This window comes from Devosia sp. ZB163, assembly GCF_028613635.1.
Taxonomy (GTDB): domain Bacteria; phylum Pseudomonadota; class Alphaproteobacteria; order Rhizobiales; family Devosiaceae; genus Devosia_A.
Window position 1 is genome coordinate 284,036 of record NZ_JAQRMY010000003.1, and the last position, 15,967, is coordinate 300,002.

Sequence of the window (15,967 nt, forward strand, 5' to 3'; positions counted from 1 at the left end):
CCCGATCTCATTCAGCCGGCGCTGGCGCGAGACACGAAGCGTGTCGGCACCACTACCGGCGGACGACCGGGCGTGAAGTTCTCGGGGTCCGAGATCATCCGCACCATCTCCTGCACATAGACGGCCTTGTCGTAGCCGATCGAGGCGATGGGGTAGGCGTCGAAGTCGAGCAGCGAGAGATCGTCGAAGCCGTAGAGACGGAAGGCCCGTGGCTTGTTGTTGGCGAACTGCTCGCGGTACACGTCGAAGATACCCATGGCCATGGCATCGGACGTGCAGAACACGGCGTCTGGAAGTGCCTCGCCTGCGAACTCGGCCGCTGCGGCGTGCCCGCTGACATATGAGTAGTCGCCCTGGACAAGCTTCATCAGCTCGATGCCATGCCGCGTGAGCGCCTCGCGATAGGAGGCGACGCGCGTCTGCTCAATCAGCGACGTGGCGCGGCCGGTCACGAGGATCGCTGTCCTGACGCCCTTCCTGGCCGCGTCGGCCACCGCCTCGCCGATGCCCTGCGCCTCGTCGGGCATGATGGCGGGCGAGAGCCGGTCGTGCCGGGCGTTGAGCATGATGACGTGGTCGGTGCGGAACATCCGGCGCACCGTGGCGGCATCGGCAAAATCGGAAAACACCAGCGCGGCATCGACATGGTAGGCGACGCCCCGGCGCAGGAACTCATCGACCTTGTCGACCGAGCCGACGCGGATGAGGATCACCTGCTTGCCCACGGCCTGGATATCGGCCAGCAGCCGGTCGAAAAGGTCAAGATCGGACAGGTCGTGGATATGGTTCACCACCACGGCGACGAGGTTCACCGTCTTGGTGGTGAGGCTCTGCGCCAGGAGGTTGACGCGAAAGCCGAGGCTCTTGGCTGCAGCGAGCACACGCTCGCGCTTGTCGGCAGAGACCGGGCGCGGCTGGGGCGAGAGCGCGCGCGACGCAACGGCCTTGGACACACCGGCCACGCGCGCCACGTCGGCAATGGTGACCTTGGCTCCCGATGCCGCATCGTCGTTCATTGCAGCACCTTCACAACATCCACCGAACCGGGCGCCTCAAACGCATGATTACCTGCTTAGACATCGGCGGTTCGGGCATCAAGGGCGCCGTTGCGCGAAGCGCTGCCGACCTCCAGATGCTCGGCCGCCTGGGTACCCCGCTCAATGACTGGGAGGCCTTCGTGGCGGCAGTCGGCGAGGTCGTGGCCCTGAGCCCGGCACCAGCGGGCTCGCCCGTTTCGATCGCCATCACCGGTGTCATCGATCCGGTCACCGGCATCATCAAGTGCGCGAACATTCCCTGTATCGACGGCCGTAAACTGGCTTCCGAGCTCAGCGAGCGGCTGGGTCGGCCGGTGCTGGTCGCCAACGACGCCGATTGCTTCGCGCTCGCTGAAGCGGTGGTCGGGGCGGGCAGGGGGCATCGCATCGTCTTTGGCGCCATTCTGGGCACCGGGGTGGGTGGCGGGCTCGTCATCGAGGGCCGGATGATCGTCGGGGCCGGCGGTATCGCCGGGGAATGGGGCCACGGTCCCATTGCGGCGATGCGCGTCGGCGATCCGCCGGTCGATCTGCCGCGTCTCCCTTGCGGATGTGGACAGGTTGGTTGCCTCGATACGGTCGGCGCGGCGCGCGGCATCGAGCGGTTGCACCGGTATTTCCACGGCGAGACGCTCGATAGCGTTGCGATCATCGAGGCATGGGAGCGGGGCGACGCCCGCGCTGCCCGCACGGTTGCCTACTATCTCGAACTCGTCGCCGAGCCTCTGGCGCTGGTCGTCAACGTGGTCGGTGCGGATATCGTGCCGGTTGGCGGCGGCCTCTCGAAGGCCACGCGCCTGATCGCGCGCCTCGACGAGGAAGTGCGCAGGCGCATCCTGCGCAGGACCGACGCGCCGCTGGTAGTGCCCGGACAGCTGTCTATAGAACCCGGCCTGATCGGCGCCGCGACCCTTGGGGGACTCTCATGAAACTGGAAGTATGCGTGGCCGACCCCCGCAGCCTGATCGAGGCCGTCGCCGGCGGGGCCGACCGCATCGAGCTTTGCTCGGCGCTGGAACTGGGCGGGCTGACGCCGCTGCCCGGCGTGATGGCGCTCGCCGCGGCCTCGGGTGTACCGGCCTATGCCATGATCCGCCCGCGCTCCGGCGACTTCGTCTTCGACGAGGCCGATGTCGATGCGATGCTGCGCGACATCGATGCCGTTCGAGCGGCTGGCCTCGCCGGTGTGGTCATCGGGGCCAACCGGTCCAGTGGCGAGCTCGATGTACCGCTGCTCGAGAAGCTGCTGGCGCATTCGGCGGGTCTCGGCTCGACCCTCCATCGTGCCATCGACCTCGTGCCCGACTTTGCCGAGGCCACCGAAGCAGCGGTAGGGCTTGGCGTTGAGCGTATCCTCACCTCAGGCGGCGCGCACACAGCACTCGAGGGGATCGACCAGATCGCCGTCGCCCATGCGACGGCGCGCGGCCGCGTCGTCATCATGGCCGGCTCAGGCCTTCGCCCCGACAATGTCGCGCAGCTTCTCGCCGCGGCTCCGGTCGATGAGGTTCATTCTTCGTGCGCCGCCAGTGTTGGCGAGTCCGCGTCCGGTGCGGTTCGCCTGGGCTTTGCGGCGAAGACCCGTCGAGCCACCGACCGCGCGGTCGTCGGCGCGTTCAAGGCCGCACTGGCAGCCTCAGGTCGATAGCGCTTACTGGTTCGGCCGACTCACCGAGTTGCGGACGATGAGCTCGCTGCGCAGCAGGATCTCGTTGCGGTCCGGGCGGTTGCCCTCGAGCAGGCCCAGCAGCATGTCCATGGCGGCCTCTCCGATCCTGAGGCGGGGCTGCTTCATTGTGGTCAGCGAGGGCGTGACGAAGCTCGCGAACGAGATGTCGTCGAAGCCCATCACCGAGAACTGGCGGGGCAGGTCGTAGCGGCGCGTGTTGAGGGCGATGATGACACCCAGCGCCGTGGCGTCGTTGACGCAGAGAAAGGCGGTGGGCAGCACATCGCGCACGAACATGTGCTCGGCCGCCTGCCGGCCGCTCTCCGTCGTGCCGTCGCCATCGAGGATCAGCAGGGGGTCGACAGCAATCCCGGCGCCTTCGAGCGCTGCGCGGTAGCCGCGCTCGCGCAACTGGCTGACGGCGCGGCTGGTCGAGCGGCCGATGAAGGCGATGCGGCGATGTCCCTGCGAGATCAGGTGCTCGGCCGCGAGGCGCGCGCCCTCGAAATTGTCGACGCCGACGAAGGGTACGTCGCTGCCGGGCACCGGCTCGTTGACGGCCACCATCGGTGGCAGACGGGTTTCGGGCCCATGCTGGTGACCGAAGGGGAGGTGCCCGGTGAGCAGGATCAGCCCGTCCGCCTGGTTCGAGCTGATGAAGCGGAGATAGTCGGTCTCGCGCTCGGGGTCGTTCTGGGTATTGCCGATCAGCACGCCGTAGCCGCGCTTGCTCGCCTCGGTCTCGAGCCCGACGAGGATGTTGGAGAAGTTCGGGTCACCGACATCGGGCGCCAGAATCAGGATCATGTTGGATCGCCGCATGCGCAGCGACCGGGCCATGGCATTGGTGGTGTAGCCCGTCCGCGCAATGGCGTCGTTGACCTTGCGGCGGGTCTCGTCGGCGACCTTGGTGGGCTCGTTGATGGCGCGGCTGACCGTGGCGATGGAAACGCCGGCAATCGCCGCAACGTCTTCAATCGTAGCCAGTTTCTGGTGCTGCACGCGGCGCTCCGTCCACCGCCTCCAGGCGCGGTGGTCCCCTGAGTCGGGTTTATCAGAAGGCGTGGGTTTCGCCAGTCATCGCGCGCCGAAGCTACACGATTAGCCTGCCATGTAAACCTTTACATAGATCATGAAAACCTTTACATCGCTCGGTACGGAGGCAGAGCACGGGCAAACCGGCCGCTTTCGGGGGAGGGCTCACGACATGACGGATGCCGCTGACGCATCAGCGCCGCCAATCCTTGCGGCGAGCCGGATCTCGAAGTCGTTCAACGACGTCCCGGTGCTGTTCAGCGTCGATTTCGACGTGAAGCGCGGCGAGGTCCATGCACTCATCGGCGAGAACGGGGCCGGCAAGTCGACCCTCATCAAGATTCTCTCCGGCATCGAGCAGCCGAGCTCAGGCACGGTGATGTTCGACGGCAAGCCGGTCACGCTGCCGGCCGACGGGCAGGCGGAGGCGATGGGCATCGTGCTCATCCACCAGGAACTGAACCTCGCCGAGCACCTGACGGTGGCGGAGTCGATCTTCCTCGGCCGCGAGATCCGGCGCTTCGGCTTCCTCGACGTGCGCCAGATGCGCGACAAGGCGCGCGACATCATGGAAAGCCTGCATGTGCATGTCGATCCCGACGTGCGCATCAGCACGCTGTCGGTCGCCGACAAGCAGATGGTCGAGATCGCCAAGGCGATCAGCCGCGATGCGCGCGTGCTCATCATGGACGAGCCGACGGCGGTGCTGTCGGTGGGCGAGACGGAGACGCTGTTCGAGCAGATCCGTCGCCTTACGGCGCGAGGCGTCGCCGTCATCTTCATCTCCCACAAGCTCGACGAGGTCATGCAGCTGGCGCAGCGCGTCACCGTCCTCCGCGACGGCCAGCTGATCGCCACCGTGAGCGCAGCGGCGCTGACACCGGACTCGGCGGCGCAGATGATGGTCGGCCGTGAGCTCAATAACCTCTACCCGCCCAAGCGTGAGCCCGATGTCGATGCGCCGGTCGTGCTCGCAGTGCGCGAACTCCGCGCGCCTGGCGTCAAGGACATCTCGTTCGACCTGCGGAAGGGCGAGATTCTCGGCTTTGCCGGCCTCATCGGCTCGGGGCGCACGGCGGTAGCCGAGGCGATAGCGGGCCTCAGCCACAAGACGGGGGGCGAGGTCGAGATCAACGGCAAGCCCATCAGTTTCACCCGCGTGTCCCAGTCGGTTGCGGCCGGCCTCGCCTACATGACCAAGGACCGCAAGGGCAGGGGACTGCTGCTCAACATGGGCCTGCAGCCGAACCTCACGCTGCTGACGCTCAAGAAGCACCTCAAGTTCGGTTTCCTCGACAGCGCGAGCGAGGCGAGTGCGCTGGAGCGTGCGGTGCGCCGCTTCGATATCCGGGCCCGCGATCCCTCCGTCGCCGTGGGCCGCCTCTCCGGTGGCAACCAGCAGAAGCTGATGCTTGGCAAGACCATGGAGAGCGAGCCCGAGATCATCATCATGGATGAGCCGACGCGCGGCATCGACGTGGGCACCAAGCAGCAAATCTACCACATCATCGCGGCCCTTGCCGCCGAGGGGAAGTCGATCATCGTCATCTCGTCCGAGATGCAGGAGGTGATCGGGCTCAGCCACCGCGTGGTCGTCATGCGCGAAGGGCGCCTCGCCGGCCTGCTCGAGGGCGCCGAGATCACCGAAGCAGAAATCATGCGGTACGCCGCCGGCATCAAGCAGAGTGGAAATGATGAGCGCATCAGCGCCTGACATATCGGCCAAGCCGACCAAGGGCTTTCGCCTCGACCTCAAGACTGTCGGACCGCTGGTGGCGCTGCTGCTGCTGGTGATCCTCGGCATCTCACTCAACGAGAATTTCCTCAGCTACAACAACCTCACCAACGTTCTCGCGCGCTCGTCTTTCATCGGCATCATCGCCATCGGCGCCACGTTCGTCATCACCGCTGGCGGGCTCGACCTGTCGGTCGGTTCGATGGCTGCGGTGATCGCGGGCATCATGATCATCGTGATGAACTCGCTCATCCCCTCGATGGGCGTCACCTGGGGCGTCGTCCTCATCGGCATGGCGGCCGGGCTGCTGCTCGGTGGCACAGCCGGCGTCGGCAACGGGCTGATGATCACCCGCGGGCGCATCGAGGCGTTCATCGTGACGCTCGGCACCATGGGCATCTTCCGCTCGCTGGTGACCTTCCTCGCCGATGGCGGCACGCTCTCGCTGAACTTCCAGGTCGCCGACCTTTACCGCCCGGTCTATTACGATGGCCTGTTGGGCGTGCCGTGGCCGATCATCGTCTTCGCCCTCGTGGCGATCGGCGGCGAGATCGTCATGCGCCGCACCGCCTTCGGCCGCTACTGCGCCGCCATCGGCTCCAACGAGCAGGTCGCACGCTACTCCTCGATCAGCGTCGATAACGTACGGCTGCTGACCTACATCCTGCAGGGCGTCCTGGTCGCCGTCGCGGTGCTGCTCTACGTGCCGCGCCTCGGCTCGGCCTCGAGCACGACGGGCGTGTTGTGGGAGCTCGAGGCGATCGCTGCGGTGATCATCGGCGGCACCACGCTCAAGGGCGGCTATGGCCGGATCTGGGGCACCGTGGTGGGCGTCGTGATCCTGGGGCTCATCGGCAACATCCTCAACCTGCAGAGCTTCATCAGCCCGTACCTCAACGGGGCTTTCCAGGGCGTCATCATCATTCTCGCCGTGCTGCTGCAGCGGGGCCGCCGCAGCGCCTGAGCGACTGCGCGTTCGCATCGCCCATCAAAGGGCATTTTGGGAGGACTACGAATGAAACTGGTGAAATCCATGCTGGCCGCGGCAGTTATCGCCGGCAGCCTCGGCGGTGTCGCCGTCGCCCAGGACAAGGTGACCATCGGCGTCTCCGTGCCGGCGGCCGACCACGGCTGGACGGGCGGCGTCAACTACTTCGCCCAGCAGGCCATCGAGCGGCTCAAGACCACCTACCCGAACGTCGATTTCGTCTTCGCCTCGGCGCCCGACGCGCCCAAGCAGATCGCCGACATCGAGGACATGGTGTCGACCCGCAACATCGACGCGCTCGTCATCCTGCCGGGTGATCCGGACGCGATGACCTCGGCCATCAAGCAGGTCAAGGATGCCGGCAAGTTCGTCACCGTCGTCGACCGCCAGCTGTCGATCAACGGCGTCGAGAACCTCTATGTCGCCGGCGACAATCCGGGCCTCGGTGCCAACTCGGCCGAGTACTTCAAGCAGGCGCTGCCCGAGGGCGGCAACATCGTGATCCTGCGCGGCCTGCCGATCCCGATCGACCAGCAGCGCTTCGACGCCTTCGTTGCGGGCATCGAAGGCACCAACATCAAGGTGCTGGACGACGAGTTCGCCAACTGGAACCGCGATGACGGCTTCAAGGTGATGCAGGACTTCCTGACCCGCTTCCCCGACATCAAGGCGGTGTGGGCGCAGGACGACGACATCGCGCTGGGCGCCATCGAGGCGATCAAGCAGGCCGGCCGCGAGAACGACATGTTCATCGTCGGCGGCGCGGGCATGCAGCAGATGCTGCAGCGCGTGGCGGCAGGCGACAAGCTCGTCCCGGTCGACGTGAGCTACAGCCCGGCGATGATTGCCACGGCCATCGAGCTGACGACGTCGCACTTCACCGGCGGCATCCAGGTGGCGGGCCGCTACATCCTCGACTCGACGCTGATCACCAAGGAAAACGCGGCCGAGTACATCGACGCCGAGAGCCCGTTCTGAGGTAGTTCGACACCGGGAGGCGCAGTACCTGCGCCTCCCATGACCATGAGAGCGGGTCCCGTCATGGGGCCCGCTCCTTCGTTTGGCGGCCAGGCATCGATTGGCGCTCTGGTGCTGGCCACGATGGTGAAGTAGCGCTGCCTCGAACTCCTGGCGCCTGTCACTCCCGCGTTAACGATTTATCAACCACACGCATTGTGGCCGCATTTGTTCTGGTACGGAACTATGCGCCAGCGCCCCGTGTCCGACTGTGACTGCGCGGTTGCTGGCAACTGCAGCAGCATGAGGATCGATCGGACAGGTGAACTGGTTCAAGCGCAAGCTCAGCGACTGGGTGGTGGAAGCCCATACGCGCGACCTCGCCCAGTTTCTCGAAACCTTGCCGAGGGATGCGCGCACCCTTGGCGCGGCGGCTGCCGCCGCCAACGACCTGCGCCTGCGGATGCTCCATGGCCATGGCTGGGACCTTCGTGACCCTTCCGTCATGCGCAAGAGCCCCAAGGCAATGGCCGAGCTGGGTGCCTTCATCGAGAGGCTCCGCAAGGAAGGGCAGGACGCTCTCGCGGCCGTCGCCATGATCTGGCTGCACACGATCCGGGCAACGCAGTGGCCCGAGCTGCGTCCGCTGGCCCTCGAGATGTGGCAACTCATCGCCGAAGGCTTCGATCACATCGAGCAGGTGGAGGAGGAGCTGTTTGCCGCGACCGGCAGGCGGCACCTGCTCGACGACGCTACCGTGATCCCGCCCGTCCTCTTCCGCCTCCGCTAGCGGAGCAGCGCCGAAGGCAGGGGCAGCTGCGTCAGCGCTCCTAGCGGCTGCGCCAGTGGGCGACCGGCTCACTGAGCGTCTGCAGGATCTCGGGGGACTCGCCTTCGATGCGGCGGAGAAGCAGCCGGGTCAGTTCGAGCCCGGCCGCGTAAACGTCTTCCTCGATCGTGTCGACGCCCGGGAAGACGGTCGAGAGAATGTCCGAAGTCTGCTTGCAGATGAAGTTGAGATCGCGGCCCAGCAGGACGCCGCCATCCTCGAGGCCGCACAGCATCGAGATGGCGCGGGTCTCGCTGTCGCAGATGATGCCGTCGGGGCGATTGGGCTGGTCTGCGAGATCGCGGCCGAACTGGCGCATCTCCGCCGATGCCGGGCGGATGCCGTTCTGCACGACCACACGGCCGTTGAGACCGAACCGCGCCGTCATGCGATCGAAGGTCGTGATGATGTTGTGGTAATTGTTGGTGGTGTCGTCGCCGACCGACATCAGCACTTCGTGCGCGCCCTTTTCCGCCAGCCGCTCCACCGCCATTTCGATGAACGTCTCGGAATGGAAGTCGTGGAAGGGGTGGGGAGTGAAGAACTCCGTCCGCCCGTGGCAGACGAACGGGAAGTCGTGCTCCATCATCAGTTGCACCCGCCGATCCCGCGCGCCCGTGTGGGTGATGATCACCCCATCGGCGGTGCGGTTCTCTAGGATGTAGCGGATCGTCTCGACCGAGCGGGTCCGGTCGAACTCCGGCATCACGGTCAGGTGGTAGCGCGTGCCGCCGATCGCCTCGCCGATGCCGCGGATCATGTGGCGTGCGAAGTCGATGGCCTCGTCCGAGCCATCGAGCACCAGGGCGATCACGTTCGTCTTGCCGGTCCTGAGGCGCACGCCGGCGCGGTCCGGGATGTAGCCCACCGACGCCGCAGCCTCGGCCACCTTCCGCCGCGTCTCCTCCTTCAGCGCCGCGCCGCCCCGCAACGACAGGGAGACGGTGGAAAGGCTGAGGCCGGTGATCTCGGCAATGGTCTTGAGCGTCGCCCGCTTGCCATGCGGCCGCCGCGCTGCCTTCTCGCTCCGGTTGATTTTCTTCGTCATGTCCACGCCTGAGCCCGCCCCCTCATACACTGACGCCAGCCCGAACGGAACGGCAGAAAATTGCATCGATGCAAACGATTGCATGCTCTGGGTGTGGCTGCTCGGCGCCTAGTAATAGACTGAAGTATCAGCGAATCTTTCCACCACAGGTGCTCCGTTCCACATTCTACATCGCATGCATTGCAACGTTACAATAAATGCGCTTAGCTTTGCCCGCACTCAGGAGGTGCCGCGCAGCCGGCGCATGACGGTTGCGACGCCGAACATTGGAGGAGGGACACATGCTGAAGAGGACTTTGCTGTCGTCAGCCGCTGCGCTGACGATGCTGGCGGCTGCGGTGATGCCAGCGCAGGCGGTGAGCATCGCCTATGCCGAGTGGCTTGCCTCGCTGGTCGAGCCCGGCATCGCCGCCTACGAGGCGGCCACCGGTGAGAAGGTCGAGGCGATCAAGCTGCCCAACCAGGGCTTCGACACCCGCATCCCGCTCGATCTCGCCTCGGGCTCGGCAGCCGACGTGGTCGCCGTGGATAGCTTCATGGTCTCCGAGCTCGCCTCGTCGGGCTACCTCGAGCCGCTCGACGACATGGCCAAGGGCTGGGACCAGTACCAATACTACATGAAGGGCCTGCTCGATGTCGTCTCCTACGACGGCAAGGTCTACGCGCTGCCCACCGACACAGACGTGCGCATGCTGTGGTACAACAAGGCCAATCTCGAGAAGGCCGGCATCGCGCTGCCGTGGGAGCCCAAAAGCTGGGCCGAGGTGCTCGACGCCGCCCAGAAGGTGAAGGATGCCACCGGCATCGAGAACGCTTTCATCCTCCCTGCGGGCACCAAGCAGGGCGAAGCCGCCACCATGCAGGGCTTCTACATGGCTCTGCTCGGGGCCGACGTTCCGGAAGCTGGCCGCAACCGCCTGCGTGACTGGGCTGCCGGCAAGTGGGTGGGCGACAGCCCGGGCCTCCGCCGCACCGCCCAGCTTTATCACGACGTCTATGTCGACAAGAAGCTCGGTACCTCGGCCATCAACTATGCCACCGATATCGGCGCAGCCGTGCGTGAAGCCATCACCTCCGGCCAGGCCGGCATCGTCGCCTCGGGCTCGTGGGAGAACTCGTGCTTCTGGGATTGCTCGGGCGAAGGCATCCCGAGCCAGGACGAGCGTAACGCCATCGTCGGCTGGACGCCGTGGCCGGGCTCCGGCGAGCCGGGTACCCGCACGTCGACCAATATCTCGGGCGGCTGGGCCATCGCCCTGAACTCCAAGGCCGCAGACAAGGCCGCCGGCTTCAAGCTGCTGACCTCGATCTTCGACAAGGCCAACTTCATCGACTGGACGGTCCGCAACAAGCGCATGGCGGTCCGCACGGACATCTCGGAAGACCCGGCCTACACGTCGGATGCGTACCTCGCCAAGGCGACGGCGCTCGCCGCCGAAACGACCGGTCGCGACACCTATCCGGGCTACCAGAAGGTCTCGGCCCTGGTGCAGCAGATGACCGCTTCGATCCTCGATGGTGCCAGCGTCGATGACGCGATCAACGAGTATCACGCCTCGCTCGTCGACGAGTTCGGCGAAGAGAACGTCATCACCTACGAGTAGCAGTCCGACCTCCCGGCGGACGGCGGCACCCGGCGCATAAAGCGTCCGGTGCCGCCGCTTACCCGGCACGTACCAGCGAGACCCGAGCGCAATGAAAGCCAGCGCACCACCGTGGCTAGCCTCCGGGCGCGGCCTGACGATCGTCGCCATGCTGCCCGCCCTGATCCTCATCCTGGCGCTGATCTACTTCACCGTCTGGGTGATCGCGTTCAGCTTCACCAACCTCGAGCTGGTCGGCCCCAGGTCGATCAACTGGGAATGGATCGGGCTCGACAACTACGCCCGACTTTTCACCCGCAAGGGCTTCCTGGATTCGCTGTGGACCAGCATCCTGTTCACGTTCTTCTCCGCCATCGTCGGCCAGAGCGTGCTGGGCTTCCTGTTCGCTGTCGCGATGCGGAACAACTACTCCGGCCTCAAGACGGCCTTCGAAGTCGCGATCATGCTGGGCTGGCTGCTGCCCGATGTCGTCGCCGCGTTCCTGTGGTCCTCGACCCTGTCCGACAACGGCCTCGTCAACACGCTGGTCGTCAAGCCGCTGGGCCTGTCGTCCGTCAACTTCATCAACCAGTTCGCGCTCCCGGTGGTGATCATCGCCAATATCTGGAAGGGCGTCGCATGGTCCTACCTGCTGTTCTCGGCGGCCCTCGACTCCATTCCGCGCGAGACCATCGAGGCCGCCAAGGTGGACGGCGCGTCGGCGTTGCAGCGCACCTACCTCGTCATACTGCCGATGCTGCGGCACCACATCGCGACGAACCTGCTGTTCATCACGATCTGGACCTTCACCTACTTCCCGCTGATCTACGCCATGACGGGCGGCGGACCGGGACGGCAGACCGAGGTGCTGCCGGTGTTCATGTACAACCAGAGCTTCGGCATCGGTAAGCTCGGCTATGGCGCGGCCATCTCCGTCGCAATGCTCCTCGTCGTCGGGTTCCTCTCGATCTTCTACCTGCGCATGATGAAGGAGCCCAAGTGATGGCGAGCAATACCATGCACTCGCGGCTCACCTCGGTCGCGCTGGCCTTCGCGGCGGTTATCTGGGTCAGTCCATTCTCCTGGCTGATCCTCACCGCCTTCGACGACCGGGCCAAGAACCTGCTGCGCCTGCCCGAGCAGTTCGGCGTCGCCAACTTTGCGGAAGCGCTGAGCGGCATGGCCGGCCAGCAGCTGCTCAACTCGGTGTTCATTGCCGCCGCCACCGCGACGCTGACCACCCTCGTCGGAGCCGCCGCGGCCTATCCGCTGTCGCGCATCCGCGTCCCGGGCCGGAACGCGTTCCTCTGGACGCTGGTGCTGCTGCGCCTGCTACCGGCGGCTGGCGTGATCGTGCCGATCTACTTCACCGCGCGCTGGCTTGGTGGGCTGAACAACTTCGGCGTGGTCATCGCGCTGACCATCCTCAACCTGCCGTTCACGCTGCTGCTGCTGAAGAACTTCTTCGACACGGTGCCGATCGAGCTCGAGGAGGCCGCCTACGTCGAAGGCGCGACGCTCTGGCAGATCGTCACCCAGATCGTCGTGCCCCTGTCGCGGGCGGGCCTCGCCGTGGTGTGGTTCTTCTCCTTCACCGGCGCCTGGAACGAGTTCCTGCTGCCGCTGATCTTTTCGCGCACCGAGGCGGGGTTCCCGATGTCGGTCGGCCTCTATGCCGCCTTCGGCATCCAGGGCGCCATCGATTACGGCTTCCTCGCCGCCTTCTCCATCGTCTACGCCGCGCCGGCTATCGGCGTCTATTTCCTGCTCCGGCGGAACCTCAACACGGGGTTCGCGGGCGTGGGTGTAAAGGGATAGTTCAAATGAACGCGCTTTCTTCCAGGCTGGGCCTGCTCGATGACGACATCAAGCAGGAGGAGAAGCTCTTCCGCCTCTGCAGGGACCTGCATGCCAAGATCCTGACGCCGATCGCTGGTGATTTCGCCTGGCGCTACCAGCCGGCCGACATGGATGCCGCGGCAGCCCTCGCCGCCGACTGGTGCAGCTGGCCCGAGTTCACGCCAACCACTGTCTGGGCCAAGAAGCAGGGCCATACGTGGTTCGCCGCCGAGGTCACCGTGCCCGAGGCGGCGCGCGGCAGGACGTTCGTGTTGCGCTTCACCTCGCAGTGGCAGGATCGTCCCGGCACGACCGATCCGCAGTGCCTCGCCTATCTCGACGGCAGGATCGCGCAGGCGATCGACGGCAATCACAACGAGCTGGTTATCGCCCGTGACGCGGTTCCCGGCACCAAGCGGACACTCCTCGTCAACGCCTTCACCTTTTTCGATCGTCCGCTCGTCGGCTTCAAGGTTGAGCTGATGGTTCGGCACGCCCGCGCCGAAAAGCTCTACTTCGACCTGATGACGCCGCTCGAGGTCGCGAGCCGCCTGCCGCAGACCGATGCGCGCCGCCACGCGGTGCTCAACCTCGTCGAGAAGTCGCTGCGCGCCATGGACCGGCGCGACGGGGTGACGCCTGAGTTCGAGGCCTCCCTCGATGCGGCGGAGGCAATCGCCGGCCAAATCTACGAGCTCGTCGATACCGAGGTGCAGCCGACCATTTCCGCCGTCGGCCATACCCATCTCGATGTCGGCTGGCTGTGGCGGGTGATGCACACGCGCGACAAGACGGGCCGAAGCTTTGCCACCGTGCTCAACCTGATGGCCGAGTACCCGGACTTCGTCTTCATGTACAACCAGTCGGTGCTTTTCGACTTCCTCAAGCGCGACTATCCCGAGCTCTGGGAGGGCGTCGTCGCCCGGCAGAAGACCGGCCAGTTCGAGATCGAAGGCGCAATGTGGGTCGAGCCCGACGCGAACATAGTCTCGGGCGAGTCCATGGTCCGCCAGATCATGCGCGGGCGCCGCTTTCACATCGAGCACTTCGGCGTCACGCCCAAGACCGTGTGGCTGCCGGACACGTTCGGCTATTCCGCCAACATGCCTCAGATCCTCGAGCGCTCCGGCCTCGAGTATTTCGTCACATCGAAGCTCAGCTGGAACGACACCGACCGGCACCCGTACGACACGTTTTTCTGGCGCGGCATCGACGGCACCAGGACCAAGGCGCAACTGATCACCGCCCAGCGGTTCGAGAGCGACCGGATCTTCACCACCTATAACTCGGACCTCTCGGTGAGCGAGGTGATGGGGGCCTGGAAGCGCTACGAGCCGAAGGCGGTGAACGACGAAGTGCTGGTCTGCTACGGCTATGGTGACGGCGGCGGTGGCCCGACCCGGGCCATGATCGAGCGCGGCATGCGCCTCGAGCGCGGCATCCCCGGCGCCCCCAAGGTGAAGCTCGAGGGCATCGGTCCGTTCCTCGATCGGCTCGGCAAGCGCATGGACGAGAACGCCACGCGCTTTCCGACCTGGAACGGCGAGCTCTACCTGCAGTACCACCGCGGCACGCTCACCAATGTCGCCAAGAACAAGGCCAACAACCGCAAGGCCGAGCGGCTGCTGCGCGAGCTCGAGTTCCTCAGCGCCATGGCTATGCGGAGCGGCACGCCATATCCCAGCGAGAAGCTCAACGAGTTCTGGGAACTGGTGCTGATCAACCAGTTCCACGACATCCTGCCGGGCACCTCCATTCCCGAGGTCTACGAGGATTCCGACGCCGAGTACGGCATGCTGTTCTCGACGCTCGGCTCAAAGAACGGCCCCTGGCACAGCGCCGCAAGCGCCGTTGCTCCGACAGGCGCCGGGACGCTGCGGCTCTTCAACTTCACCGGCCATGCCCGAGACAAAGCTCTGGTCCGGATCGAGGGCGCAGCCGAAGGCGCGGCCCTCACCCAGGGCGGCGAGACGCTGCCGCTGCAGGCGCTCGTCTCCGCCGACGGCACAGCTACGCTGGGCGCGCCGGCCAGCGTTCCGGCGCTCGGCTGGGCCGCAGCCTCGCTCGTCGTCGGGGCGGGGGGCCCGAAGTCGACTCTCTCGGCCTCCACGGGCCATCTCGAGAACGAGTTCGTCCGCGTCACGTTCGACAAGAAGGGCGAGATCACCTCGGCCTTTGACAAGCGGCACGGGCGCGAACTCATCGCTGCGGGCGAAGCGGCGAACCGCCTCGTCGCCTATGAAGACAAGCCCCTCAACTGGGATGCGTGGGACATCGATCGCTACTTCGAGGAGCAATCCTGGCGACTATCGGCGGGCGAGGCGAAGATTGAGCTAGTCGAAACTGGCCCGTATCGCGCTGCCCTGCGCATCGAGCGCAGGTACCAGAAGTCGCGCATCGTGCAGGTGGTTTCGCTCGAGGCGGGCGCCCGCCAGGTCGAGTTCGATACGTTCGTCGACTGGCAGGAACGGCAGACTGTGCTCAAGGCGGAGTTCCCGTTCGATCTCAATGTCTCGGAGATCCGCTCGGAAATCCAGTTCGGGCATGTGACGCGCGCCACGCACCGCAACACCAGCTGGGATCGGGCCCGCTTCGAAGCCAGCATGCACCGCTGGGTCGACATCAGCGAGCCCGACTTCGGCGCGGCGCTGCTCAACGACTGCAAGTACGGCTATGACGCCGTCGAGCAACTGGTCCGGTTGACGCTGCTCCGTGGCGCCACCTTCCCGCACCCCGAGGCTGACCGCGGCGAGCACCGGCTGAAGTACGCACTCTTCGTCCACGACGGCCTCCGCGACTTTGCTGACGTTCCGGTCGCTGCGGAGCGCTTCAACAACCCGGTCGCAGTGTTCGGCGACGCGTCGGCCATCTCCGATGGCCCCGCCACTCCGGCAACCTTCTCCTTCGCGTCGGTCGACAAGCCGAACGTGACGCTCGAGACGGTGAAAAAGGCCGAGAAGAGCGACGCGCTGGTCCTTCGCGTGTTCGAGCACGCCAACGCCCGGGCCAACGCCTCCATTTCGTTCGGCGTGCCGATCCGCTCGGCCAAGCTGGTCAACCTGATGGAGGAGGGCGGAGAGCCGGTCGAGGTGACCGACAACACCATCACGCTCAACCTCAGGCCATTCGAGATCGCTACGGTGAGGCTCGAACCCGACTGAGCCGGTCCCACCTCTCTTAAGCACGGGGCGGCGCTGTGCGTCGCCCTTGTTCATCCCAGTCGCGATTGCGGTTCCAGTTTCAAGTA

The 15,967-nt window shown here is 65.7% G+C and carries 13 protein-coding genes; 10 read left to right on the forward strand and 3 right to left on the reverse strand.

Annotation, left to right across the window (positions count from 1 at the left end; all coding sequences use genetic code 11):
- Nucleotides 1-11: 11 nt before the first annotated feature.
- A complete protein-coding gene (locus PRN20_RS15380; protein WP_273958422.1) occupies nt 12-1,016 on the reverse strand; it encodes a LacI family DNA-binding transcriptional regulator in 1,005 nt (334 codons plus the stop codon).
- 44 nt (nt 1,017-1,060) lie between these two features.
- Between PRN20_RS15380 and PRN20_RS15385 the strand changes: the two genes are divergently transcribed.
- Both PRN20_RS15385 and PRN20_RS15390 read left to right on the forward strand, forming a co-directional pair.
- Nucleotides 1,061-1,966 carry an ROK family protein gene (locus tag PRN20_RS15385; RefSeq protein ID WP_273958423.1) on the forward strand — a complete coding sequence of 302 codons (906 nt, stop codon included), beginning with the start codon at nt 1,061-1,063 and terminating at the stop codon, nt 1,964-1,966.
- Nucleotides 1,963-2,685, forward strand: coding sequence for a copper homeostasis protein CutC (locus PRN20_RS15390; protein WP_273958424.1), 723 nt, complete (start codon nt 1,963-1,965; stop codon nt 2,683-2,685). Before PRN20_RS15385 ends, PRN20_RS15390 begins: the two co-directional genes overlap by 4 nt.
- Before the next feature lie 3 nt (nt 2,686-2,688).
- Here the strand turns inward: PRN20_RS15390 and PRN20_RS15395 are convergent, their stop codons facing one another.
- Nucleotides 2,689-3,708 carry a LacI family DNA-binding transcriptional regulator gene (locus PRN20_RS15395; RefSeq protein ID WP_273958426.1) on the reverse strand — a complete coding sequence of 340 codons (1,020 nt, stop codon included), beginning with the start codon at nt 3,706-3,708 and terminating at the stop codon, nt 2,689-2,691.
- 205 nt (nt 3,709-3,913) lie between these two features.
- Here PRN20_RS15395 and PRN20_RS15400 point away from each other — a divergent pair, with 205 nt between their 5' ends.
- The 4 genes from PRN20_RS15400 to PRN20_RS15415 all read left to right on the forward strand — a co-directional run bounded on the left by PRN20_RS15400 (nt 3,914) and on the right by PRN20_RS15415 (nt 8,211).
- Nucleotides 3,914-5,455: a sugar ABC transporter ATP-binding protein gene (locus tag PRN20_RS15400; RefSeq protein WP_273958427.1), complete on the forward strand. Its 1,542-nt coding sequence runs from the start codon at nt 3,914-3,916 to the stop codon at nt 5,453-5,455.
- Nucleotides 5,436-6,440: an ABC transporter permease gene (locus PRN20_RS15405; protein ID WP_273959033.1), complete on the forward strand. Its 1,005-nt coding sequence runs from the start codon at nt 5,436-5,438 to the stop codon at nt 6,438-6,440. Before PRN20_RS15400 ends, PRN20_RS15405 begins: the two co-directional genes overlap by 20 nt.
- A gap of 51 nt (nt 6,441-6,491) precedes the next feature.
- On the forward strand, nt 6,492-7,442 hold the full coding sequence (locus tag PRN20_RS15410; RefSeq protein WP_273958428.1) for a substrate-binding domain-containing protein: 951 nt from the start codon (nt 6,492-6,494) through the stop codon (nt 7,440-7,442).
- Nucleotides 7,443-7,743: 301 nt separating this feature from the next.
- Entirely contained in the window at nt 7,744-8,211 is a 468-nt protein-coding gene (locus PRN20_RS15415; protein WP_273958429.1) for a hypothetical protein, read from the forward strand.
- Between the two features lie 40 nt (nt 8,212-8,251).
- Here the strand turns inward: PRN20_RS15415 and PRN20_RS15420 are convergent, their stop codons facing one another.
- The gene (locus PRN20_RS15420) at nt 8,252-9,298 is read right to left on the reverse strand and encodes a LacI family transcriptional regulator (RefSeq protein WP_273958430.1); all 1,047 of its coding nucleotides are present in this window, start codon (nt 9,296-9,298) and stop codon (nt 8,252-8,254) included.
- A 281-nt stretch (nt 9,299-9,579) separates the two neighbouring features.
- Here PRN20_RS15420 and PRN20_RS15425 point away from each other — a divergent pair, with 281 nt between their 5' ends.
- The 4 genes from PRN20_RS15425 (at nt 9,580) to PRN20_RS15440 (ending at nt 15,881) form a co-directional block, all read left to right on the forward strand.
- Nucleotides 9,580-10,902 (forward strand): extracellular solute-binding protein, encoded by a 1,323-nt coding sequence (locus PRN20_RS15425; RefSeq protein WP_273958432.1) that lies wholly within the window; start codon nt 9,580-9,582, stop codon nt 10,900-10,902.
- Nucleotides 10,903-10,993: 91 nt separating this feature from the next.
- Nucleotides 10,994-11,884, forward strand: a complete 891-nt coding sequence (locus PRN20_RS15430) for a carbohydrate ABC transporter permease (RefSeq protein ID WP_273958433.1) — start codon at nt 10,994-10,996, stop codon at nt 11,882-11,884.
- Nucleotides 11,884-12,699, forward strand: a complete 816-nt coding sequence (locus PRN20_RS15435; protein ID WP_273958434.1) for a carbohydrate ABC transporter permease — start codon at nt 11,884-11,886, stop codon at nt 12,697-12,699. Before PRN20_RS15430 ends, PRN20_RS15435 begins: the two co-directional genes overlap by 1 nt.
- A gap of 5 nt (nt 12,700-12,704) precedes the next feature.
- Nucleotides 12,705-15,881 (forward strand): alpha-mannosidase, encoded by a 3,177-nt coding sequence (locus PRN20_RS15440; protein WP_273958435.1) that lies wholly within the window; start codon nt 12,705-12,707, stop codon nt 15,879-15,881.
- Nucleotides 15,882-15,967: the final 86 nt, after the last annotated feature.